The 22,789-nt window shown below is 65.7% G+C and carries 21 protein-coding genes; 19 read left to right on the top strand and 2 right to left on the bottom strand.

What is annotated here, in order from left to right:
• The first annotated feature begins 10 nt into the window (after window positions 1-10).
• From infC to AB0366_RS20835, 17 genes are all read left to right on the top strand, one after another.
• On the top strand, window positions 11-742 hold the full coding sequence (gene infC, locus AB0366_RS20915) for a translation initiation factor IF-3 (RefSeq protein ID WP_170946008.1): 732 nt from the start codon (window positions 11-13) through the stop codon (window positions 740-742).
• Between the two features lie 114 nt (window positions 743-856).
• Entirely contained in the window at window positions 857-1,051 is a 195-nt protein-coding gene (gene rpmI, locus AB0366_RS20910) for a 50S ribosomal protein L35 (protein WP_032394297.1), read from the top strand.
• An 87-nt stretch (window positions 1,052-1,138) separates the two neighbouring features.
• On the top strand, window positions 1,139-1,528 hold the full coding sequence (gene rplT, locus AB0366_RS20905; protein WP_032378959.1) for a 50S ribosomal protein L20: 390 nt from the start codon (window positions 1,139-1,141) through the stop codon (window positions 1,526-1,528).
• 38 nt (window positions 1,529-1,566) lie between these two features.
• Entirely contained in the window at window positions 1,567-2,373 is an 807-nt protein-coding gene (locus AB0366_RS20900) for an RNA methyltransferase (protein WP_094741808.1), read from the top strand.
• 140 nt (window positions 2,374-2,513) lie between these two features.
• Window positions 2,514-3,581, top strand: coding sequence for a phenylalanine--tRNA ligase subunit alpha (gene pheS / locus AB0366_RS20895; RefSeq protein ID WP_094612909.1), 1,068 nt, complete (start codon window positions 2,514-2,516; stop codon window positions 3,579-3,581).
• Window positions 3,582-3,637: 56 nt separating this feature from the next.
• Window positions 3,638-6,124, top strand: coding sequence for a phenylalanine--tRNA ligase subunit beta (gene pheT / locus AB0366_RS20890; protein ID WP_366245632.1), 2,487 nt, complete (start codon window positions 3,638-3,640; stop codon window positions 6,122-6,124).
• Window positions 6,125-6,216: 92 nt separating this feature from the next.
• Window positions 6,217-6,774, top strand: a complete 558-nt coding sequence (locus AB0366_RS20885; RefSeq protein WP_366245631.1) for a hypothetical protein — start codon at window positions 6,217-6,219, stop codon at window positions 6,772-6,774.
• A 52-nt stretch (window positions 6,775-6,826) separates the two neighbouring features.
• Complete coding sequence (argC, locus tag AB0366_RS20880) at window positions 6,827-7,882, top strand: N-acetyl-gamma-glutamyl-phosphate reductase (protein ID WP_366245629.1); 1,056 nt, start codon at window positions 6,827-6,829, stop codon at window positions 7,880-7,882.
• Window positions 7,879-9,117 (top strand): bifunctional glutamate N-acetyltransferase/amino-acid acetyltransferase ArgJ, encoded by a 1,239-nt coding sequence (gene argJ / locus AB0366_RS20875; protein ID WP_366245628.1) that lies wholly within the window; start codon window positions 7,879-7,881, stop codon window positions 9,115-9,117. Before argC ends, argJ begins: the two co-directional genes overlap by 4 nt.
• Complete coding sequence (gene argB / locus AB0366_RS20870; protein WP_366245627.1) at window positions 9,114-10,028, top strand: acetylglutamate kinase; 915 nt, start codon at window positions 9,114-9,116, stop codon at window positions 10,026-10,028. Before argJ ends, argB begins: the two co-directional genes overlap by 4 nt.
• Window positions 10,025-11,230, top strand: coding sequence for an acetylornithine transaminase (locus AB0366_RS20865; protein ID WP_366245626.1), 1,206 nt, complete (start codon window positions 10,025-10,027; stop codon window positions 11,228-11,230). Before argB ends, AB0366_RS20865 begins: the two co-directional genes overlap by 4 nt.
• The gene (argF, locus tag AB0366_RS20860) at window positions 11,227-12,162 is read left to right on the top strand and encodes an ornithine carbamoyltransferase (RefSeq protein WP_121869725.1); all 936 of its coding nucleotides are present in this window, start codon (window positions 11,227-11,229) and stop codon (window positions 12,160-12,162) included. The genes AB0366_RS20865 and argF overlap by 4 nt, the downstream gene beginning before the upstream one ends.
• Complete coding sequence (locus AB0366_RS20855; protein WP_037192611.1) at window positions 12,159-12,674, top strand: arginine repressor; 516 nt, start codon at window positions 12,159-12,161, stop codon at window positions 12,672-12,674. Before argF ends, AB0366_RS20855 begins: the two co-directional genes overlap by 4 nt.
• Window positions 12,675-12,725: 51 nt before the next feature.
• A complete protein-coding gene (locus tag AB0366_RS20850; RefSeq protein WP_032378949.1) occupies window positions 12,726-13,925 on the top strand; it encodes an argininosuccinate synthase in 1,200 nt (399 codons plus the stop codon).
• A complete protein-coding gene (gene argH / locus AB0366_RS20845) occupies window positions 13,922-15,370 on the top strand; it encodes an argininosuccinate lyase (RefSeq protein WP_366245624.1) in 1,449 nt (482 codons plus the stop codon). The genes AB0366_RS20850 and argH overlap by 4 nt, the downstream gene beginning before the upstream one ends.
• A gap of 109 nt (window positions 15,371-15,479) precedes the next feature.
• Window positions 15,480-18,497, top strand: coding sequence for an AMP-binding protein (locus tag AB0366_RS20840; protein ID WP_366245623.1), 3,018 nt, complete (start codon window positions 15,480-15,482; stop codon window positions 18,495-18,497).
• Between the two features lie 86 nt (window positions 18,498-18,583).
• Complete coding sequence (locus tag AB0366_RS20835) at window positions 18,584-18,790, top strand: Trm112 family protein (RefSeq protein ID WP_032394286.1); 207 nt, start codon at window positions 18,584-18,586, stop codon at window positions 18,788-18,790.
• Window positions 18,791-18,819: 29 nt separating this feature from the next.
• Here AB0366_RS20835 and AB0366_RS20830 read toward each other — a convergent pair whose 3' ends face one another.
• Window positions 18,820-19,575, bottom strand: a complete 756-nt coding sequence (locus AB0366_RS20830; RefSeq protein ID WP_366245621.1) for an ABC transporter permease — start codon at window positions 19,573-19,575, stop codon at window positions 18,820-18,822.
• On the bottom strand, window positions 19,572-20,303 hold the full coding sequence (locus tag AB0366_RS20825) for an ABC transporter ATP-binding protein (RefSeq protein ID WP_366245619.1): 732 nt from the start codon (window positions 20,301-20,303) through the stop codon (window positions 19,572-19,574). Before AB0366_RS20825 ends, AB0366_RS20830 begins: the two co-directional genes overlap by 4 nt.
• 80 nt (window positions 20,304-20,383) lie before the next feature.
• Here AB0366_RS20825 and AB0366_RS20820 point away from each other — a divergent pair, with 80 nt between their 5' ends.
• Entirely contained in the window at window positions 20,384-21,025 is a 642-nt protein-coding gene (locus tag AB0366_RS20820; RefSeq protein ID WP_366245618.1) for a DNA-3-methyladenine glycosylase, read from the top strand.
• Between the two features lie 38 nt (window positions 21,026-21,063).
• Window positions 21,064-22,338: a tyrosine--tRNA ligase gene (gene tyrS, locus AB0366_RS20815; RefSeq protein ID WP_366245616.1), complete on the top strand. Its 1,275-nt coding sequence runs from the start codon at window positions 21,064-21,066 to the stop codon at window positions 22,336-22,338.
• Window positions 22,339-22,789 lie beyond the last annotated feature (451 nt).

Below are 22,789 nucleotides of genomic sequence, written 5' to 3'. Positions count from 1 at the left end.
AATGTCGAGGATCGACGGCGACGGGCTGTGCCAGTGGCAGGCGGTCGGGTTACACACCACACCGCACTACCTAGGAGGCCCCATCAGCACTGAGACCCGCATCAACGATCGCATCCGAGTTCCCGAGGTCCGGCTTGTCGGACCGGGCGGTGAACAGGTGGGGATCGTGCGTGTTGAAGATGCACTCCGCTTGGCTCTCGAAGCCGACCTCGATCTTGTAGAGGTAGCTCCCGACGCACGTCCGCCGGTCTGCAAGATCATGGACTACGGGAAGTTCAAGTACGAGGCTGCGCAGAAGGCGCGCGAATCGCGCAAGAACCAGACGCTCACCGTAATCAAGGAGCAGAAGCTCCGTCCCAAGATCGACGCACACGACTACGAGACGAAGAAGCGCAACGTCGTTCGCTTCCTCGAAGCCGGCTCGAAGGTCAAGGTCACCATCATGTTCCGCGGCCGCGAGCAGTCGCGTCCCGAACTCGGCTTCCGTCTGCTGCAGCGCCTGGGCGCGGACGTCGCGGAGCTCGGCTTCGTGGAGACCTCGGCCAAGCAGGACGGCCGCAACATGACGATGGTGTTGGCACCGCACAAGGGTGCCAAGACTCGCGTCAAGGCACAGGAGAGCGCAGCGGCTCCGCCCGCGCAGCGCGCACCGGCCCCCGCGCCGGAACAGCCCGCCGACGCAGCCCCGGCTGCCGAGGCACCGGCCGCAGCAGCTCCGGCTACTCCGGCGCAGACCAACTGAGCCTCGCGCTCTACCAGTAAGACAGCCCTACACCTGCTTCGGTGCACAGGTTTTCCGTAGCGATGTACGGCTGTGCCATGCACCACCGAAGAGCTATTAGAAGAAGAGGATTTCATGCCCAAGCAGAAGACCCACAGTGGTGCCAAGAAGCGATTCAAGGTGTCCGGCAGCGGCAAGATCCTGCGCCAGAAGGCCGGCCGTCGCCACCTGCTCGAGCACAAGCCCACCAAGGTGACTCGTCGCCTCGATGGTGTTGCCGTCGTCAAGAAGCCCGACGTCCCGCGGATCAAGCGCCTGCTCGGCATCTGATCTGGACCGGCCGCCGACCGATAACGGTCGGCTTCATCCCATTACCATTCGGGGTTTCACAAGCCCCCAGATCGACAGGATTTACCAGTGGCACGCGTAAAAAGGGCCGTCAACGCCCAGAAGAAGCGCCGTTCGATTCTCGAAGCGTCCAAGGGATACCGCGGACAGCGCTCACGTCTGTACACCAAGGCCAAGGAGCAGCAGCTCCACTCGCTGACCTACGCCTACCGGGACCGCCGCGCGCGTAAGGGTGACTTCCGCAAGCTGTGGATCACGCGTATCAACGCTGCAGCTCGGGCCAACGACATCACGTACAACCGCTTCGTCCAGGGCCTCAAGGCAGCGGGCGTCGAGGTCGACCGCAAGATCCTCGCCGAGCTCGCTGTGTCGGATGCTGCTGCGTTCGCCAGCCTGGTCGCCATCGCCAAGGCTGCATTGCCTGCCGATGTCAACGCTCCGGCCGGAGAAGCAGCCTGAGCGAGTCGACGTACGACGACTCAACACCGAAACGACCCGTGGATTCGCTGACCGAGCGAACTCCGCGGGTCGTTTCGGCCGTCAAGCTCGCTCGAGCCGCGGAACGCAAGAAGACCGGGCTCTTTCTCGCCGAAGGCTTCAATGCGGTGTCCGAGGCGGCGCAGTCCCGGTTGGTTCGTGAGCTGTTCTTCACCGCGGATGCCCTCGAGCGCCACCATGATCTCATCGCGTCCGTCGAGGCCGGCGGCGCACGAGTTCATCCGATCACCGACCGTGCTGCGAAGGCACTGTCCGACACCGTCACCCCGCAGGGCCTGATCGCAGTCACCGAGTTGGTCGACGTCCCGATCGACCGTGCGTTGGCCGGAACACCGCGGTTGGTGGCCGTACCGGTGGAGATGGCAGAGCCGGGCAATGCCGGGACGGTCATTCGTGTCGCCGACGCGGCCGGAGCGGATTCGGTCGTGCTGCTGGGCGACTCGGTGGACCCACACAACGGCAAATGCGTCCGCGCCTCTGCCGGCAGCGTGTTCCATCTGCCCATCGCTCGGGAGCGATCGATCGAGTCCGGAATCGACGCGTTGCGCAGAGCGGGTCTGACCATCGTCGCCACGGCCGCCGACGGCGAAGTGGACCTGGACGACGCCGACGAACTGCTCACGCAACCGACCGCGTGGTTGTTCGGCAACGAGGCGCACGGGCTCCCCGAGTCGGTGACACGCGACGCCGATCACCGCATTCGAATCCCGATCCACGGCCGCGCCGAGAGCCTCAACCTGGCAACCGCCGCGGCGATCTGCCTGTACGCCAGTGCCAGGGCGCAGCGACGCTCCGAAACTCCGTGAGCAGGTCTCGCCTAGGATCGATACCTGTCTGCTCCGCGCAGGAGTGAAGCCTGCGCAACGACCCTTGTTGCGCAGGAGTGAAGCCTGCGCAACGACCCTTCGTGGCAGACACCGACTATTACTCGAGGAGTGCAGCTGTCGTGGCGAAGAAAGATGTCGGAACCGAGCCGGTAGATCCGAGCGTTCTCGAGGAGTCCGCGCTCGGATCCGCAGTGGACTCGGCCGAGCAGGCGTTCGCCGACGCGTCGGACCTCGATGCTCTGACCAAGGTCAAGATCGACCATGTGGGCGGCAAGGCTCCGTTGGCGCTGGCGCAGCGCGCACTCGGTGCGATCCCGGGGGACCAGAAGGCCGACGCGGGCAAACGCGTCAAGGCAGCGCGAGACCGAGTGCAGAAGGCCTTCGACGAGCGACGCGCCGTGCTGTCGGCCGAGCGTGACGCCGCCATCCTGGTCGCCGAAACCATCGACGTCACACTGCCGACCGACCGCGCTCCCGTCGGTGCCCGGCACCCCATCACGATCATCGCCGAGCAGGTTGCCGACGTGTTCGTCGGAATGGGCTGGGAGGTCGAAGAAGGCCCCGAGGTCGAGACCGAGCACTTCAATTTCGATGCGCTCAACTTCCTGCCCGACCACCCGGCACGCACGATGCAGGACACGTTCCACATCGCACCGGAGGGTTCGCGGCAGGTATTGCGCACCCATACCTCCCCGGTGCAGGTCCGGTCGATGCTCTCGCGTGAGGTGCCGATCTACGTCGTCTGCCCGGGTCGGACGTTTCGCACGGACGAACTCGACACCACGCACACGCCGGTCTTCCACCAGGTCGAGGGTCTTGCCATCGACAAGGGCCTGACCATGGCGCATCTGCGCGGCACACTCGATGCGTTCGCCAAGGCGCTGTTCGGCAACGACACCCGTACTCGCATGCGGCCCAACTACTTCCCGTTCACCGAGCCGTCGGCCGAGGTCGACGTGTGGTTCCCCAAGAAGAAGGGCGGGGCCGGTTGGGTCGAGTGGGGTGGCTGCGGAATGGTCAACCCGAAGGTGTTGCAGGCCAGCGGTATCGACCCCGAGGTCTACACCGGATTCGCTTTCGGCATGGGCCTCGAGCGGACGCTACAGTTCCGCAACGACATCCCGGACATGCGCGACATCGTCGAGGGCGACATCAGGTTCACGTTGCCCTTCGGTGTCCAGGCCTGACGGAAGCTTCTCACCCGACCCACTTCTTCTCGGATACAAGAAAGAGCTGAGCACACGTGCGAGTCCCACAATCCTGGCTGACCGAGGTCCTGCACGCGGGGTCTCCCGACTGGGCCGTGTCGCCCGAGGAGCTCGACGCCGGTTTCGTGCGGGTCGGGTTCGAGGTCGAGGAACTCGACTCGCTGGACAACGTGACCGGCCCACTGGTGGTGGGTCGGGTGAGTTCGATCGAGGAGCTGACCGAGTTCAAGAAGCCGATTCGCTTCTGCCTCGTGGACGTCGGAGCCGCCGAGCCGCAGGAGATCGTGTGCGGTGCCAGGAATTTCGCCGAGGGTGACCTGATCGTGGCCGCTCTGCCGGGCAGCATCCTGCCCGGGGGATTCGCCATCGCGTCGCGCAAGACGTACGGCCGCAACTCCAACGGCATGATCTGCTCGACGCTCGAACTCGGGTTGGGTAAGGATCACTCCGGAATTCTGGTGCTGCCCGAGGGGACGGCCGCTCCGGGCGACGACGCCAAACCCGTTCTGGGTCTGCAGGACTCGGTCATCGAGCTCAACGTGACCCCCGATCGCGGGTACGCCTTCTCCGTCCGCGGCCTCGCCCGTGAACTGGCCTGCAGTTTCGATCTCCCGTTCGTGGATCCGGCGCGCACGGTCCCCACCGAGGTCACCGGTGACGCATGGTCGGTCACCGTCGAACCGGCCTCGAACGCATCGCGATTCGCGTTGCGCAAGATCGTCGGCATCGACCCGACGGCGACGACACCCTGGTGGATGCAGCGTCGACTGCTGCTCGCAGGCGTGCGCCCGATCTCGGCGGCCGTCGATGTCACCAACTACGTGCTCCACGAGCTCGGCCAGCCGCTGCACGCGTTCGATGCGGCCAAGCTCGACGGCGATCTGGTCGTCCGCCGCGCGAATGCGGGGGAGAAGCTGACCACGCTGGACGGCGTCGAGCGTTCCCTCGATCCCGAGGACGTCGTCATCGCCGACGGATCGGGAGCGATCTCGTTGGCCGGTGTCATGGGCGGCGCGTCCACCGAAGTCGACGATTCGACCACCGCGGTCGTGCTCGAAGCGGCATCGTTCGATCCTCTCGCGGTATTCCGTACCGGTCGTCGCCACAAGCTCTCCAGCGAGGCGAGCAAGCGCTTCGAGCGGACCGTGGATTCGGCTCTTCCGGTGGCGGCGCTCGATCGGGCAGCACAGTTGTTGGTCGAGATCGCCGGCGGCCGGATCGAGCCCGTGTTGACCGATATCGGCGAAGCCGCCGAATATCCCACGGTCACGATGGACTTCGACCTGCCGGACCGCATCGCCGGAGTGCAGTACCCCAACGGAACCGCTGCCCGACGGTTGACTCAGATCGGCTGCGGAGTCGAGGTGTCGGTCGACGACGGCGGGCACGGCCAGCTCATCGTCACCCCGCCGTCCTGGCGACCGGACCTGGTGCAGCGCGCCGACCTGGTGGAGGAGGTGCTGCGGCTCGAAGGGCTCGAACAGATTCCGTCGGTCCTGCCGTCGGCCCCGGGAGGTCGTGGCCTCACCGCCGAACAGAAGCGCAGGCGCGCGGTCGGTAAGGCACTCGCGTTCGCCGGGTACGTCGAGGTGTTGCCCCCGGTGTTCTTGCCCAAGGGCGTGTTCGACACGTGGGGTCTCGGCGCGGACGACCCGCGGCGCGCGACCACCTCGGTTCTCAATCCGCTCGAGGCCGACCGTCCCGAGCTCGCGACCACTGTGCTTCCGGGATTGCTCGAGATGCTGAGCAGGAACATCGCCCGCGGCCAGCGAGACGTCTCGTTGTTCGGCATTGCCCAGGTGGTGCTCCGACACGACGCCACCGCTGCCGTGGACGCGTTGCCGGTCGATCGTCGTCCCACCGACGACCAGATCGCCATGCTTCGCGGTTCGTTGCCTGCGCAGCCGGTGCACGTGGGCATGGTGCTCACCGGTCAGCGTGAGTTGGCGGGTCCGTGGGGTCCCGGCCGCGCGGCCGAGGCCACCGATGCGTTCGCTGCGGTGCGCACCGTTGCCGAGGCGTCCGGAGTGCACGTCGATCTTCGGGCAGCACAGCATCTTCCGTGGCATCCGGGTCGGTGCGCGGAGGTCCTGCTCGACGGCGAGGTCGTCGGATACGCGGGCGAGCTGCATCCGGCGGTGCTCGAGCGGGTGGGCTTGCCGCCGCGTACGTGTGCCGTGGAGTTGAGTCTGAGCGCTCTGCCCGTCGTCGAATCGCTCCCTGCCCCCGAGGTGTCGCCGTATCCGGCGGTGTTGCAGGACGTGGCCGTGGTGGTCGACGCGTCCGTGCCGGCAGCGTCGGTGCAAGCCGCGCTCACGATCGGCGGCGGCGACCTGCTGGAGTCGATTCGGCTGTTCGACGTCTACGAGGGTGAACAGGTCGGTGAGGGTCGCAAGTCGCTGGCGTTCGCGCTGCGCTTCCGCGGAGCCGAGGGCACTTTGACCGAGGATCAGGCGACGGCTGCCCGCGATGCGGCGGTCGAAGCGGCATCGAAGGCCGTCGGAGCGCACCTGCGCAGTTGACTCAGAGCAGTTGCGCAGTTGATCCGTGCACGTCCGGGCTCGGGTGTCCGTAGCGTGGAGTCACGAGTGACCACGGGTGACGGGAGCAGCACATGAGTGAATTCGGAACAGACGGTGCGGCGACGGATCTGCAGGTGATCGAGGAGATCCTTGCCGCCGTGGCAGGTCGACCGCGCCTCGCCCCGGTGGCAGCTGCCGCGTCGGCTCTGGCGGCCGAGCTGGGTACTGCAGAACCGGAGCCGGTCACCCCCGATCGCGGAGCGCCTCCTGGGACGGTTCCCGATGTCGACGTTCCGCAGGTGACCAAGCCGCGGATCGACCAGCCTCTCGGTGATCCACCGCCGGGGGCTCCGCTGGGCGGCACGGTGCCGGGGATCATCGACGCGGAGCTGGTCGATGACCTGCCCGGCGGTACCGGATACGGTGCCGGGTCGGTGAGCGCACCGATCGGTGACTTCAGCGATTCCGGTGTGCCCACCTGGGACGGTGTGCGCGACAAGGTGGAACAGCGATCGGGCACAGCCGTCGGTGCGGAGGAGTTGGACCGCGAGTCCAGGGCGGGACGTGACCTCGACGAGCAGTGGAACGAACGGCAGGAAGCCGGCCGCAGAAAGCTCGACGAGATCCGCAAGTCCATGGGTGGACGCTGACACACCGGACCCGTTCATGAATGAGCTTGCATGATGCTGCATAATAAACCGCATGACTATTTCGGAGGCGACGCCGAGGCGCATCGCGGTGGCGGGCGCAAGCGGATACGCCGGCGGTGAGATTCTCAGGCTGCTACTCGGGCACCCGGGCGTGCGCGACGGTTCGTTGGTCATCGGCTCTCTGACCGCGGGTGGCAACGTCGGTGCGACGCTGGGTGAATTCCATCCACATCTGTTGCCACTGGCAGATCGTGTTCTGGCCCCGACCACCGTCGACGAACTCGCCGGGCACGACGTCGTGTTCCTGGGGCTGCCGCACGGCAAGTCCGCCGAACTCGCGCTGCAGCTTCCCGAGTCCGTGGTGATCATCGATTGCGGTGCCGACTTCCGCCTCACCGACGGTGCGGCATGGGAGAGGTACTACAAGAGTCCGCACGCGGGCAGTTGGCCGTACGGATTGCCCGAGTTGCCGGGCTGCCGCGAGCGGTTGGTCGGTGCCACTCGCATCGCGGTTCCCGGGTGCTACCCGACGGTGTCGTCTCTCGCGCTCGCACCTGCCGTCGCCGCAGGCATCATCGAGCCTCGCGTCAATATCGTTGCCGTCAGCGGTAGTTCGGGTGCCGGCCGCGCTCCCAAGGCCGATCTCCTCGGTTCGGAGGTGATGGGTTCGGTTCGGGCGTACGCCGTTGCCGGCGCGCACCGCCACACTCCCGAGATCGTGCAGAACCTCTCGGCCGTCGCCGGTAGCGCGGTGGCGGTGTCCTTCACACCGGTTCTCGCGCCGATGCCTCGCGGAATCCTGGCCACCTGCACCGCGATCACCACTGCAACGCAGGAGCAGGCCGTCGACGTCTACGAGAAGGCCTACGCCGCAGAGCCGTTCGTGCACGTTCTTCCGGCCGGTCGCCTTCCGCAGACCGGTGCGGTCATCGGATCGAACGCCGTGCAGATGAGCGTGTCGGTCGATGCAGACGCCGGCTTGCTCGTCGTGATCGCGGCCATCGACAACTTGGCCAAGGGCACGGCGGGAGCTGCGGTCCAATCCATGAATCTTGCCCTGGGAATCACCGAGACCGAGGGTCTCTCTACCGTAGGAGTAGCACCATGAGCAGCGTCGGGAGCCAGGCGGAGGCCGTCGGCACGGTTGCGGGCAAGCTCGTGCGCACACAGGGTGTCACCGCTCCCGCGGGTTTCCGCGCCGCCGGCATTCCGGCCGGGATCAAGGCAAGTGGCAAGTCCGATCTGGCCTTGGTGTTCAACGAGGGCCCCGATTTCGCTGCGGCGGGTGTGTTCACCCGCAACAAGGTCAAGGCTGCGCCGGTGTTGTGGTCGCAGCAGGTGCTCTCCACTGGGCGGCTGCGTGCGGTAATCCTCAATTCCGGTGGTGCCAATGCCTGCACGGGTGCGCCGGGCTTTCAGGATTCGCACCGCACGGCCGAGGAAGTCGCATCGGCACTGAGCAATTGGGGTTCGGAGACCGGGGCGATCGAGGTTGCCGTGTGCTCGACGGGTCTCATCGGTGACCGGCTCCCGATGGACAAGCTGCTGCCCGGCGTGACCGAGGTGGTACACGAACTCGCAGGCGGCATTTCCGGTGGTACCGATGCGGCGTACGCGATCATGACCACCGACACCGTGCCCAAGCAGGCGGCTGTTCATCACGCCGACAAATGGAACGTCGGCGGCATGGCCAAGGGGGCAGGTATGTTGGCACCGTCGTTGGCCACGATGCTCAGCGTCATCACCACCGATGCCGTTGCCACCGCAGACCAGCTGGACAAGGCGCTGCGCGCGGCGACCCGGTTGTCCTACGACCGGCTCGACGTCGACGGCGCGTCGTCGACGAACGACACCGTGCTGCTGCTCTCCTCCGGGGCCAGCGGAGTTGCACCGTCGCAGGAAGAACTCGACGCGGCCGTTCTGGCGGTGTGCGACGACCTGGCCGACCAGATGATGGCCGACGCGGAGGGTGTCACCAAGCGGGTACGGATCACCGTGTCGGGTGCGATGAGCGAGGACGACGCCCTGATCGGCGCGCGCGCGGTCGCCAGGGACTCTCTGACCAAAACGGCCCTGTTCGGTTCGGATCCCAACTGGGGTCGCGTGCTCGCAGCGATCGGCATCGCCCCGATCGAGCTCGACCCCGATCGAATCGCCGTGTCCTTCAACGGTAATCCGGTGTGCATCGACGGCGTGGGAGCACCGGGGGCTCGTGAGGTCGATCTGTCCGGCGTCGACATCGCGGTGACCATCGATCTCGGTCTCGGCTCCGGCTCGGCCACCATTCGAACCACGGATCTCTCGCACGCGTACGTCGAAGAGAATTCGGCGTACTCGTCATGACCTCGGCCGCACAGCAGTTGACGGCCGCGCAGAAAGCCTTCACCCTCGCCGAAGCTCTGCCCTGGCTGCAGCGATTCTCGGGCAAGATCGTCGTCGTGAAGTACGGCGGAAACGCCATGATCGACGACGACCTCAAGCGGGCGTTCGCGGCCGACATGGTGTTTCTGCGCACCGTCGGCATTCATCCGGTCGTCGTGCACGGCGGTGGGCCGCAGATCTCGGCCATGCTGACCAGACTCGGCCTGGCAGGTGAATTCCGCGGCGGATTCCGCGTCACCACGCCCGAGGTCATGGACGTCGCGCGGATGGTGCTGTTCGGTCAGGTCGGGCGCGAGCTCGTCGGCCTGATCAACGGCCACGGTCCGTATGCCGTCGGAATCTCCGGTGAAGACGCGCACCTGTTCACCGCGACGCGTCGTACCGTGCAGGTCGACGGCATCGAGACCGACATCGGCCTCGTCGGCGACGTCACCTCGGTGAACCCCGCAGCGGTCTTCGATCTCATTGCAGCAGGACGTATTCCGGTGGTGTCCACCATCGCTCCGGACAGCGACGGCGTGGTACACAACATCAACGCCGACACTGCGGCCGCGGCGCTCGCCAGCGCCATCGGTGCCGAGAAGATGGTGGTGCTCACCGATGTCGAAGGCCTGTACACCGATTGGCCCGATCGCAGCTCGTTGACCTCCGAGATCGACGCGTCCACGCTCGAGGCGTTGCTGCCCTCGCTCGACGCCGGGATGGTGCCGAAGATGGAAGCGTGCCTGCGTGCGGTTCGAGCGGGTGTTCCGTCGGCGCATGTCATCGACGGTCGCGTCGAACATTCCGTTCTGGTGGAGCTGTTCACCGGTGAGGGGATCGGCACCATGGTCACCCCCGATCATTCTTCTACGTCAGGAGTCACGCCATGACCGGCACCGAGTCCACCCTCGATCTGCAACAGCGGTGGTCGAATTCGTTGATGGACAACTACGGTGTTCCGCGCGTGGCGCTCGTGCGCGGTGAGGGTGCGGTGGTGACGGACGCCGACGGAAAGCAGTATCTGGACCTGCTCGCGGGTATCGCCGTGAACATCCTCGGACATGCCCATCCGGCGGTGATCGAGGCGGTCACCACTCAGCTGTCCACCCTCGGGCACACCTCGAATCTCTATGCGACAGAACCCGGTATCGCGCTGGCCGAGCAATTGCTCGCGCACCTCGGTGCCGGATCCACCGGCCGGGTGTTCCTGTGCAATTCGGGAACCGAGGCCAACGAGGCGGCCTTCAAGATTGCTCGCCTGACCGGCCGCCCCAACATCGTGGCAGCCGAGAAGTCCTTTCACGGACGGACGATGGGTGCTCTCGCACTGACGGGTCAGCCGGACAAGCGGATCCCGTTCGAGCCGATGCCTGCAGGAGTACACCATGTTCCGTACGGCGATGTCGCCGCGTTGGAAGCCGTCGTCGATTCCGACACCGCCGCAGTGTTTCTCGAACCGATCATGGGCGAGGGCGGTGTGGTGGTTCCGCCCGAGGGGTACCTTCTTGCGGCGCGGGAGATCACCGCGAAGCACGGTGCACTGTTGGTCCTGGACGAGGTGCAGACCGGTATCGGCCGAACGGGATGGTTCTACGCCCACCAGTCGGTCGGCATCGTGCCCGACGTGATCACGCTCGCCAAGGGTCTGGGCGGTGGCCTGCCCATCGGGGCCTGCATCGGCATCGGTGCGGCAGGAGAGTTGCTGCATCCGGGCAAGCACGGCACCACGTTCGGTGGTAACCCCGTATGCGCTGCGGCGGCTCTGGCCGTCCTGCGCACCATTGCCGACGAGGATCTGATTTCGCACGCGGACAGCATCGGCAAGACCATCGCGCACTCCATCGAGGGTCTCGATCACCCTCTGGTGAGCCATGTGCGGGGTTCGGGTCTTCTCCTCGGCGTTGTCCTCACCGCCGCAGTCGCACCGGCGGCCGAAGCGGCGGCGCGCGAGGCAGGCTTCCTCCTCAACGCGGCACAGCCCGACGTGCTCCGGCTCGCGCCACCGTTGATCATCACCGAAGAGCAAGCCGCGTCGTTCGTGACGGCGTTACCGGCAATTCTCGACGCAGCACAGGAGGCTCATCAGCCATGACCGTTCAGCATTTCCTCCGGGACGACGACATCACGCCTGAGCAGCAAGGCGAAATCCTTGCTCTGGCAGCAGAGCTCAAGCGTGCACCGTTCTCGAAGCGTCCGCTCGAGGGCCCAAAGGGGATCGGTGTCATCTTCGAGAAGAACTCGACGCGTACTCGCTTCTCGTTCGAGATGGGCATCGCTCAGTTGGGTGGTCATGCCGTCGTCGTGACAGGCCGCGACACCCAGCTGGGTCGCGAGGAGACGCTGCAGGACACGGGGCGGGTTCTCTCGCGCTATGTCGAGGCGGTCGTGTGGCGCACGTTCGGGCAGAAGCGGCTCGAGCAGATGGCCACCGGCGCAACGATTCCGATCGTCAACGCCCTCTCCAACGAGTTCCACCCCTGCCAGGTTCTGGCGGATCTGCAAACCCTGATCGAGCACAAGGGGAATCTGCGGGGCCGCACCTTGGCCTACTTCGGTGACGGTGCCAACAACATGGCGCACTCGCTGCTCATCGGCGGAGTGACGGCCGGGCTGAACGTGCGGATCGCCGCGCCCAAGGATTTCGCTCCGCTCGGCTACGTTCTCGACGCGGCGCATGCGCGCGCCGAGCAGACCGGGGCCACCATCACCATCACCGAGGACCCGGTCGAGGCGGCGAGCGGTGCCGATGCGCTCGTCACCGACACCTGGACGTCAATGGGTCAGGAGAACGACGGCCTCGATCGCGTCGCTCCGTTCCGGCCGTATCGCATCGATTCCGATCTGCTCTCGAAAGCCCAGTCGGACGCTGTTGTGCTGCACTGCCTCCCCGCACATCGCGGCGAGGAGATCACCGACGAGGTGCTCGACGGTCCCCAGAGCGTGGTCTGGGACGAGGCCGAGAACCGCCTGCACGCGCAGAAGGCGCTGCTGGTGTGGCTCCTCGAACAGGCCCGACGACCATGAGCGAGGACGTCACTGCGGTGCCGTTGACCGCGTCGACCCGCGCGGGCAGGCAGGCACGGATCATCGCGTTGCTGGCCACGCATCAGGTGCGCAGTCAACCGCAGCTGGCGTCGTTGCTCGCGGCCGAGGGGATCGACACCACCCAGGCCACGCTCTCGCGGGATCTCGAGGAATTGGGTGCGGTGAAACTGCGCGCACCCGACGGTGGAGTGGGGGTGTACGTCGTGCCCGAGGACGGCAGCCCGGTCCGCGGAGTGTCCGGCGGCACCGACCGTCTCCTCAAGTTGCTGGGGGAGTTGCTGGTGTCCACCGATCACAGCGGGAACCAGGCCGTCCTCAGGACGCCACCCGGCGCGGCGCACTACCTGGCCAGCGCTCTGGATCGCGCGGCGATGCCCGAGATCGTCGGGACCATCGCCGGGGACGACACGATTCTGTTGATCGCCCGCGAGCCACACACCGGTGGCGAGGTCGCGGACAAGATCGAAAAGCTTGCTCGACGCGGTAACTGAGATCCGGTTACCCATCATGCGCAACAAGAACAACGAAGGAGCTTGAACACCATGGCTGAACGCGTCATCCTCGCCTACTCCGGCGGACTCGACACCTCCGTCGCCATCAGCTGGATCGGGAGGGAGACCGGCAAGGAGGTCGTCGCCGTCGCCATCGATCTGGGGCAGGGCGGCGAGGACATGGACGTCGTGCGACAGCGCGCACTCGATTGCGGCGCAGTCGAATCCGTCGTCGTCGATGCCAGGGACGAGTTCGCCGACGAGTACTGCTTGCCGACGGTGCAGTCCAACGCGCTGTACATGGATCGGTACCCGCTCGTGTCGGCCATCAGCCGTCCGTTGATCGTCAAGCACCTCGTGGAGAACGCGCGCGCGCACGGCGGAACCGTTGTCGCACACGGATGCACGGGCAAGGGCAACGACCAGGTTCGGTTCGAGGTCGGCTTCAACACCCTCGCCCCCGAGCTCGAGGTGTTGGCTCCGGTTCGCGATTACGCGTGGACGCGCGAGAAGGCGATCAAGTTCGCCGAGGAGAACGACATCCCGATCAACGTGACCACCAAGTCGCCGTTCTCGATCGACCAGAACGTCTGGGGGCGCGCGGTGGAGACCGGCTTCCTCGAGGACCTGTGGAATGCGCCGACCAAGGATGTCTACGACTACACCGAGGATCCGACGGTCAACTTCCAGGCTCCGGACGAGCTCATCGTCTCGTTCGACAAGGGTCGTCCCGTCGCGATCGACGGCCGGCCGGTCTCGGTACTCGAAGCGATTCAGGAGCTCAACACTCGTGCGGGTGCGCAGGGTGTGGGTCGCCTGGACGTGGTCGAGGATCGGCTCGTGGGCATCAAGAGTCGCGAGATCTACGAGGCGCCCGGTGCCATGGTGCTCATCCGCGCCCACGAGGAGCTCGAGCACGTGACCCTCGAGCGCGAACTCGGTCGCTACAAGCGCCACACCGACCAGAAGTGGGCCGAGCTGGTGTACGACGGCCTGTGGTACTCCCCGCTCAAGGGCGCTCTCGACACCTTCGTACAGCACACGCAGGAGCACGTCTCCGGCGACATCCGCCTGGTTCTGCACGCGGGCGGGATCATCGTCAACGGACGCCGCAGTGGCGAGTCGCTCTACGACTTCAATCTCGCCACCTACGACGAGGGCGACACGTTCGACCAGTCCGCGGCCAAGGGATTCGTTCAGCTGCACGGACTCTCGTCGAAGATCGCCGCGAAGCGGGACCTGGGCCTGTGACGAATTCGGAGACCTCGCACGGAACCAACGAAGGTTCGCTCTGGGGCGGCAGATTCGCATCCGGGCCGGCCGCCGCTATGGCAGCGCTGAGCAAGTCGACGCACTTCGACTGGGTTCTCGCGCCCTATGACATCCGCGCATCCATGGCGCATGCTCGTGTACTCAACGGTGCCGGACTGCTCACCCCGCAGGACCTCGAGACCATGCTCGACGGTTTGCAGCGCCTCGCCGACGATGTCGCCTCGGGCGAGTTCGTGGCAGCCGAGTCGGACGAGGACGTGCACGGCGCTCTCGAACGCGGGTTGATCGATCGCGTCGGACCCGAGGTCGGTGGTCGGCTGCGTGCGGGCCGGTCACGCAACGACCAGGTGGCCACGCTGTTCCGTATGTGGCTGCGCGACGCCGTCCGCCGGGTGTCGGTCGGCGTTCTCGATGTGGTCGACGCGTTGGCCACCCAGGCAGCGGCGCATCCGACGGCCGTCATGCCGGGCAAGACGCATTCGCAGGCGGCGCAGCCGGTGTTGCTGGCGCATCATCTGCTCGCGCACACCCATCCGCTGCTGCGTGATGTGCAACGCTTCGCGGATTTCGACACGCGAGCAGCGGTGTCGCCGTACGGTTCCGGTGCTCTCGCCGGTTCGTCACTGGGTCTGAGTCCGGAGAAGATCGCAGCGGAGCTCGGGTTCGACTCGTCCGCCGAGAACTCGATCGACGCCACCTCCTCGCGGGACTTCGCCGCCGAGGCGGCGTTCGTGTTGGCGATGACGGCGGTCGATCTGTCTCGGTTCGCCGAGGAGGTCATCTCGTGGAGCACTCCCGAGTACGGCTACGTGACCCTCGCCGATGCATGGTCGACGGGTAGCTCGATCATGCCGCAGAAGAAGAACCCGGACGTCGCGGAGTTGACCCGCGGAAAGACCGGCCGATTGATCGGCAATCTGACCGGCCTGCTGGCCACGCTGAAGGCGCAACCGTTGGCCTACAACCGTGATCTCCAGGAAGACAAGGAGCCGGTGTTCGATTCGGTGGCGCAGCTCGAGTTGTTGCTCCCGGCGCTCACCGGGTTGACGGCGACGCTCGAATTCCACACCGAGCGCATGGCCGAGCTGGCACCGGCCGGGTTCACGCTCGCCACCGATATCGCCGAGTGGATGGTGCGGCAGGGGATTGCGTTCCGCGTTGCTCACGAGGCTGCAGGTGCCTGTGTCCGGGCGGCCGAGGCGCGAGGCGTCGGGCTGGCGGATCTGACCGACGACGAGCTCGCCGCGATCGATCCGTCCCTCACCCCGGCCGTTCGTGAGGTGCTCACGGTGGAGGGCTCGATCTCGTCGCGTGACGCTCGCGGTGGCACCGCCGCGGTGCAGGTGGCGCATCAGCTCGGGGGCGTGCGAGCCACGGCGTCGACGCTGCGTACGTGGGCCGAGGAACCGGTGTTGCGGCACTGAGTGCGCAATCGATATCCGTGCCGGTTTCCCCGAGTGTGATGTGAGAAGCTTTCGTCACGCGAAGACCGATGCCGGTCGTTCCGTCGGGGCCGAACGCAGGAGTGTATTTGTGGGACTGAATGCAGACGCCGTACGTGGCCCACTGCGCCGTGCCATCGCCACGGCGCAGAACGGTCTCGAGGTCATCCGTCTCGGTGGTCTCGAGACCGAGGTGGACCCGTCACCGTTTCGGGTGATGGACCGCGAACCGATGTATCGGCTTCGTCGTTATTTTCCCGACGATGTTCCTGCGGACAGTCCTCCGGTGGTGCTGATTCCACCGATGATGGTCTCCGCGGACGTCTACGACGTCACGACCGAGCAAGGCGCGGCCGGAATTCTGCACGGCATGGGTCTGGATCCGTGGGTTGTCGATTTCGGTTCGCCGGATACCGAAGAAGGCGGTTGGGGCCGTACGCTCGCCGATCATGTCGTGGCGATCAGCGAGGTCGTCGACAAGGTGCACGAGCACACCGGTCGCGACGTCCACTTGGGTGGCTACTCCCAGGGCGGAATGTTCTGCTACCAAGCGGCTGCCTACCGAGGCGGCCGAAATCTGTCCAGCCTCATCACGTTCGGGGCTCCGGTCGACACGCTCGCCGGTTTGCCTCTCGGGATCCCGGCCGGAGTAGCCACGCGGGGCGCCGAGTTCCTGGCCGACCACGTGTTCACCCGGCTTGCGGTGTCGGGGTGGATGGCGCGGACAGGATTCCAGTTGCTCGACCCGGCGAAGACCGTGCGGTCGCGCTTGGATTTCCTGAGGCAGTTGCACGACCGCGAGGCGCTGTTGCCACGCGAGCCGCAGCGACGCTTTTTGGCGATGGACGGGTGGGTGGCCTGGTCCGGCCCGGCCGTGGCGGAGTTGCTGAAGCAGTTCGTCGTGCACAACCGCATGATGACCGGTGGGTTCGTCATCAAGGACAGATTGTTGACGCTGGCCGAACTCACGGTGCCGGTGTTGGCCTTCGTCGGCGAGGTGGACGACATAGGTCAACCGTTGGCCGTGCGCGGCATTCAGCGCGCTGCCCCGCGTGCGCAGGTGTTCGAAACCACCTTGCGTGCAGGCCATTTCGGCTTGGTTGTGGGCAGTACCGCCGCCGCTCAGACGTGGCCGACGACGGGAAACTGGATTCGGTGGCGTGAGGATCTCGGACCGAAGCCGGAGGCGGTCCGCGTGATGGAGCGCGAGGACCACGGCGATTCCGACAGCGGTGTGTCGATCACCAATCGACTGATCCACACTGCAGCCTCCATTGCCGAGGTGGGCGTCGGTGTCGGCCGCGGGCTGGCATCGGCGGCGACCGGCGCGGTGCGCGGTACCCGCGAAATCTCGTCCGAGGCCGTGCGTACGTTACCGAGGCTCGCCCGCCTCGGGCAGATGCAGCCGCACAGTCGAGTCTCGTTGGGCCGCTTGATTGCCGAGCAGGGACGTAAGTCTCCGAACGGCGAGTGCTTCCTGTTCGACGACCGAGTCCACACCTACGACGCGGTCAACGTTCGCATCGACAACGTGGTGCGCGGTCTGATCAGCGTCGGAGTGCGACCTGCGTCGCGCATCGGTGTGCTGATGGAGACTCGTCCCAGCGCGTTGGCCGCGATGGCGGCGCTCTCGCGGATCGGGGCAGTACCTGTTCTGCTGCAGCCGGGCAGCGACCTGACCGCAGCCCTGCGAACCGTCGACGTCGACACGGTGATCGCCGATCCGGAGAATGCTGCCGCGGCGGTCCCGGTGGCACCGAACGTCCTGGTACTCGGCGGCGGAGAGACTCGGCGACTCGACATCCCGTCCGGCTACGAGGTCATCGATCTCGAGGGCATCGATCCCGACGCGGTGCGTTTGCCTCAGTGGTACGAGCCCGATCCGGGTCGTGCCCGCGAACTGGCGATGATCCTGTTCACGACGACCGATCGCGGTCTCGAACCGCGGTACATCACCAATCATCGTTGGGCTCTGTCGGCCTTCGGTACCGCGACCACAGCCGCCCTCGGACCCGGCGATACTGTCTATTGCCTTGCCCCGCTGCATCATTCGGCCGGTATTCTCGTCACGATCGGTGGTGCGCTCGCGGGCGGGTCACGCATCGCACTCTCCCGTGGTCTCGAACCCGAGCGGTTCAGCGAAGAGGTGTACCGCTACGGCGTCACCGTCGTGAGCTACACGTGGACGATGATGCGGCAGATCCTCGACGACGGTCGGTTCCCGGTCGACTCCGGTCACCCGGTGCGGCTGTTCATCGGCTCCGGTATGCCGGTGGGGCTGTGGCGTCGCACGCTGGCGCGGTTCAGCCCGGCTCGGGTGCTCGAGTTCTACGCATCCACCGAGAACGACGTGATTCTGGCCAACGTGGCCGGCTCGAAGATCGGCTCCAAGGGCCGTCCGTTGCCCGGCAGTGCACGGGTTGCGCTGGCGGCCTACGACCCGATCACCGGCCGCCTCGAAGAGGACGACGACGGCTTCGTCCGACAGTGCCGCGACGACGAGATCGGGCTGCTCCTCGGTCGACCGAGCGGAGACGGCGAAGCGACCAGTCACGTCATGCGCGGAGTCTTCGAGCCCACGGACGCCTGGATCCCCACCGAGAACCTGTTCCGTCGCGATTCCGACGGCGACTACTGGCTAGTCGACCGCAAGGACACCGTGGTGCGTTCGGCGTGCGGTCCGGTGTACACCCAGCCGATCGTCGACGCGGTAGGTGACCTGGATCAGGTCGATTCGGCTGTGGTCTACGGAGTGCGGGTGACGTCCGATCGGCCGCGATCGGTGCGCGTCGAGGCGTCGGCCACCGAGGTGGCCGTCTGCGCCATCTCGCTGCAACCGGAGGCGGTGATCACCGCTCGTGCATTGACCGACGCGCTCGGAGTATTGCTTCCGGCCGAGCGTCCGGCGATCGTGCACGTGGTGCCCGAGATTCCGGTGGGACGCGCGTACCGACCGACCGCGACGGCGTTGAAGCAGGTCGGCATTCCGACGCCGAGTGCGCGTTCGTGGTACTACGACTCCGAGTCGAACAGCTACCGACGAATGACGAAAGCTGTTGTGGCCGAACGGTTCGTCGGACGTGAGGCTCCCGCCGAACAATCGTCGTAGGAAAGAGTCCGCACAGAATTGAACGTGTTCGGTAGCGTAAGCGAGTACACCATTCCGGTTCGACCGGATCAGAACGAAGGACACCTGTGGCAATCGATTCGACACTGCTTTCCATTCTCGCGTGCCCAGTGGACAAGGGCCCGCTGCTGTTGATCGAAGGGGAATTGCTCTACAACCCGCGACTGCGGCGTGCGTATCCCATCGAGAACGGAATCCCGGTGTTGCTCGCCGACGACGCCCGCGATGTCGACGACGCCGAGCACGAGTCGATTCTGTCGCGCGCCACGTCCTAGAACTTTCGGCCGGTCACCGGCTTCGTCGACTACTGGGTTCGTCGACGCAATGTGGCGGCGGCTCCGGTCAGCGCGGCAACGGTGAACGCCGTGACCACGGCGATGTCGGTCCACATGCGCCCGGTGACTCCGGCGTACTGGGATATCTCCTGGAGCGCATCGACCAGGTAGCTCAGCGGCAGAACATTGCTGATCGTGCTCAGCCAACTCGGCATCTGGTCACGCGGCACCAGGAGTCCGCACAGAAACAGCTGTGGAATCACGACGACCGGCATGAACTGAACGGCTTGAAATTCGGTGCGAGCGAATGCGCTGCACAGTAGTCCGATGGCGACGCCGAGCATCGCTCCCAGGACTGCGATCACCAGAACCCAACCGACCGAGCCCTCGATGTCGAGCCCGAGAAATCCGAACGCGACGGTGCACGCGAGCAGCGCCTGTGCAATGGCGGCGAGCGAGAAGGCGGACCCGTAGCTCGCGAGCAGGTCCAGTTTGGACATCGGTGTGGTCAGCAGGCGTTCGAGCGTTCCCGAGGTGCGTTCACGCTGCATCGAGATCGACGTGATCAGGAACATGACGACGAACGGCAGGATGCCGAGCATCGTGATGGCGATCCGATCGAACAACGACTGCTGATTCGGCGGGGTCGGCACGTCTCGGTACAGGTAGTACAGCAACACCATCAGCAGGGACGGAACGAGCAGAACCATGGCGACCGATCGATGGTCGGCTCTGAGCTGTCGCAGGATGCGGCCCGTGCCGGCTGCGTAGATCCGCGCGTTCACGATGCCTGCTCCGTAGATCTGATGAGGGACAGGAATGCGCGATCGAGGGTCGTTTCGTTCGTGCGCGCGAGTAGCGCGTCCGGGCTCGATTGGGCGAGCACGGTGCCGTCGCGCATCAGAACGAGACGGCTGCAGTGCTCCGCTTCCTCCATCACATGGCTCGAGACCAGCACCGTTGTATCGCTTGCCGCGATATCGGCGAAACGCGACCACAGCTCCGAGCGCAGCACGGGATCCAAGCCGACCGTCGGTTCGTCGAGGACGATCAGCTCGGGTTCGGCAACCAGCGCGCTGGCCAGGGAGACCCTCCCCAGCTGACCACCCGAGAGTTCGCCCGCCCGCGACGACGCGTGGTCGGCCAGTCCGACCGAGTCGATGGCGGAAGCGACGTCCGCACGCCGGCGACCGTACAGCGACGCGAAGTACTGCACGTTCTCGCGAACGGTGAGATCTCGGTAGACGCTCGGTGCCTGGGTCACGTAGCCGACTGTGCGGCGCAACGGCGGCGAGCCGGCCGGCGATCCGAGAACTGTCACGGTTCCACTGCTCACGATCTGAGTGCCGACGATCGCACGCATCAGAGTCGTCTTGCCGCAGCCCGAGGGACCGAGAAGCCCGGTGATGGCACCACGAGGGATCGTCAGGGACAGGCTGCGCAGCACCGTTCGCTTGCCGCGGCGAACCGTCAGCCCCGTGATCTCGACGGCATGTTCACCGGTGAACGCCATATCGGCCTCCAGCCTCATCGGATATTGAAGTCATAGCCCCGTCTGCGCTCGTTGGTCAAGGGCGAAGCATCATGGGAGGGATGAATGCCGCTGACTTGGAGATCGGGGAGCCCGACGACGCAGCCCGACGCATCCTCGGTGGAACCGTCACCGTGGGCGACGTGTCCGTGCGCATCGTGGAAGTCGAGGCCTACGGCGGCCCGCTCGACGGTCCGTGGCCCGATCCGGCCGCGCATTCCTTCCGGGGGTCGACTGCTCGCAACGAGGTGATGTTCGGTCCTGCAGGGCGTCTCTACGTCTACCTGAGTTACGGAATGCACCTCTGTGTGAACGTGAGCTGTGGCCCGGACGGCACGGCCGCTGCCGTGTTGCTTCGAGCGGGGGAAGTGGTGGCGGGCCACGACGTCGTCGAGAGCAGGCGCACCGGCCGCGGTCGATCGGCACGGGTCGAGGCAGGTTGGGCCCGAGGGCCGGGCAATCTCGGTCGAGCCGTGGGCGTCTCGCTGGCAGACAACGGAACGGACGTGTTCGACGCGTCGTCGGCCGTCACCCTCGAACTTCTCGAGCGCCCGCTCCACGACAAGGCAGTCGCGTCGGGGCCACGGGTAGGGGTGAGTGCGGCGGCCGATCGTCCGTGGCGCTTCTGGGTGCTCGGGTCGCCGGCGGTATCGAGCTACAAACGCAGTCCCCGCGCCGCCGCTCCAGGTGCCTCGGAGGCCTGACCGACGCCTGGATGCGTCCATGCAGGAGAATCGACGTCGTGAGTGAGAACATCATCGACGAAATGACCTGGCGTGGACTGATCGCGCAGTCCACCGATGTGGACGCGCTGAAGAAGGCCACATCCGAGGGCCCGATCACGCTGTACTCCGGTTTCGATCCGACAGGTCCCTCGCTGCATGCAGGGCACCTCGTGCCGTTGCTGGCACTCAAACGTTTTCAGCGGGCAGGCCACCGCCCGATCATTCTCGCCGGCGGTGCGACAGGACTCATCGGTGACCCTCGCGACGTGGGGGAGCGGACCATGAATTCCCGCGAGGTCGTCACCGAGTGGGCGTCGCGCATCCGTGGCCAGCTCGAGCGATTCGTCGATATGGACGAGAGCCCGACGGGCGCAGTGGTGGTGAACAATCTGTCCTGGACGGGGGAGCTGTCCGCGATCGATTTTCTTCGGGACATCGGTAAACACTTCTCGATCAACGTGATGCTTGCTCGCGAGACGGTGAAGAACCGGCTCGAAAGCGACGGAATGTCGTACACCGAGTTCAGCTACATGCTGCTGCAGGCGAACGACTACGTGCAGCTTCGCCGGCAGTACGGCTGCAGCCTCCAGATCGGTGGCTCCGATCAGTGGGGAAACATCATCGCCGGGGTGGAACTGAACCGGCGCAAGGACGCAGAGTCGGTCCACGCCATGACGGTTCCCCTGGTCACGTCCGCCGATGGCAAGAAGTTCGGAAAATCCACCGGAGGCGGCAGTCTGTGGCTCGATCCGGAGATGACGAGCCCGTACGCCTGGTACCAGTACTTCGTGAATACCGGTGACGCGGACGTGGTGAAGTACCTGCGCTGGTTCACCTTCCTGTCCAAGGACGAGTTGGCAGAACTCGAGTCGGCGACCACCGAGCGTCCGCATGCGCGCGAAGCGCAGAAGCGCCTGGCCGCCGAGATGACGACGCTCGTCCACGGTGAAGCGGCGACGCGATCGGTCGAACTCGCCAGCCAGGCACTGTTCGGGCGGGCCGAACTGACGGAACTCGACGAGAAGACGCTCGCCGCAGCGCTGCAGGAAGCGTCCGTCGCGGACATCGAAGCCGGTGCACCGAACACCATCGTCGATCTGCTCGTCGCGACGGGGTTGAGTGAGAGCAAGGGCGCTGCCCGACGCGCGGTCAAGGAGGGCGGCGCGTCGGTCAACAACGTCAAGATTTCGGACGAAGAGTGGACGCCCGGTGCGGACGATCTCCTGCACGGCCGGTGGTTGGTGGTCCGACGCGGAAAGCGGAACTTCGCGGGTGCCCGAATCGCCGGCTGAATCTCGGTCGTTATCAGTGGCCGGAGTCACATCCATGTAATTTGGTTACGAGGCCCGTCAGGTGGGTAAGTGACCGGTTGCGACCAGGCTGTTCACGCGAATCACGCGTGAACGACCTGGGGATTTGACGCGTTGTTATCCGCGGCGTAACTTTGTCCAGGTCAGAGCGACACGGACGCCAGCCCAGACCGCAAGGCCTGAGCAACGCGGAATTCGCTCCCGACACAATGAAGGTAGATGAGCCGCAAGGTTCGACTCCTTCACGGATGAGAAGCCAGTTTGACTGTGCTCGATCATCTGATCTAAGCTGGAACGGTTGCCCCGGACACCCACGAGCTTCAGCTCGAAGGTGAATGGTGTGTGCGTGTTCTTTGAGAACTCAACAGTGTGTCGATGAATGTCAGTGCCGAAATTATTTGTTTTGGTGAATGCATTCGATGTATCAGCTGCC

The organism is Rhodococcus sp. NPDC076796, from assembly GCF_040702765.1.
In the GTDB taxonomy this organism is placed as follows: Bacteria; Actinomycetota; Actinomycetes; order Mycobacteriales; family Mycobacteriaceae; genus Rhodococcoides.
This window is presented reverse-complemented; position numbering and strand designations above follow the sequence as displayed.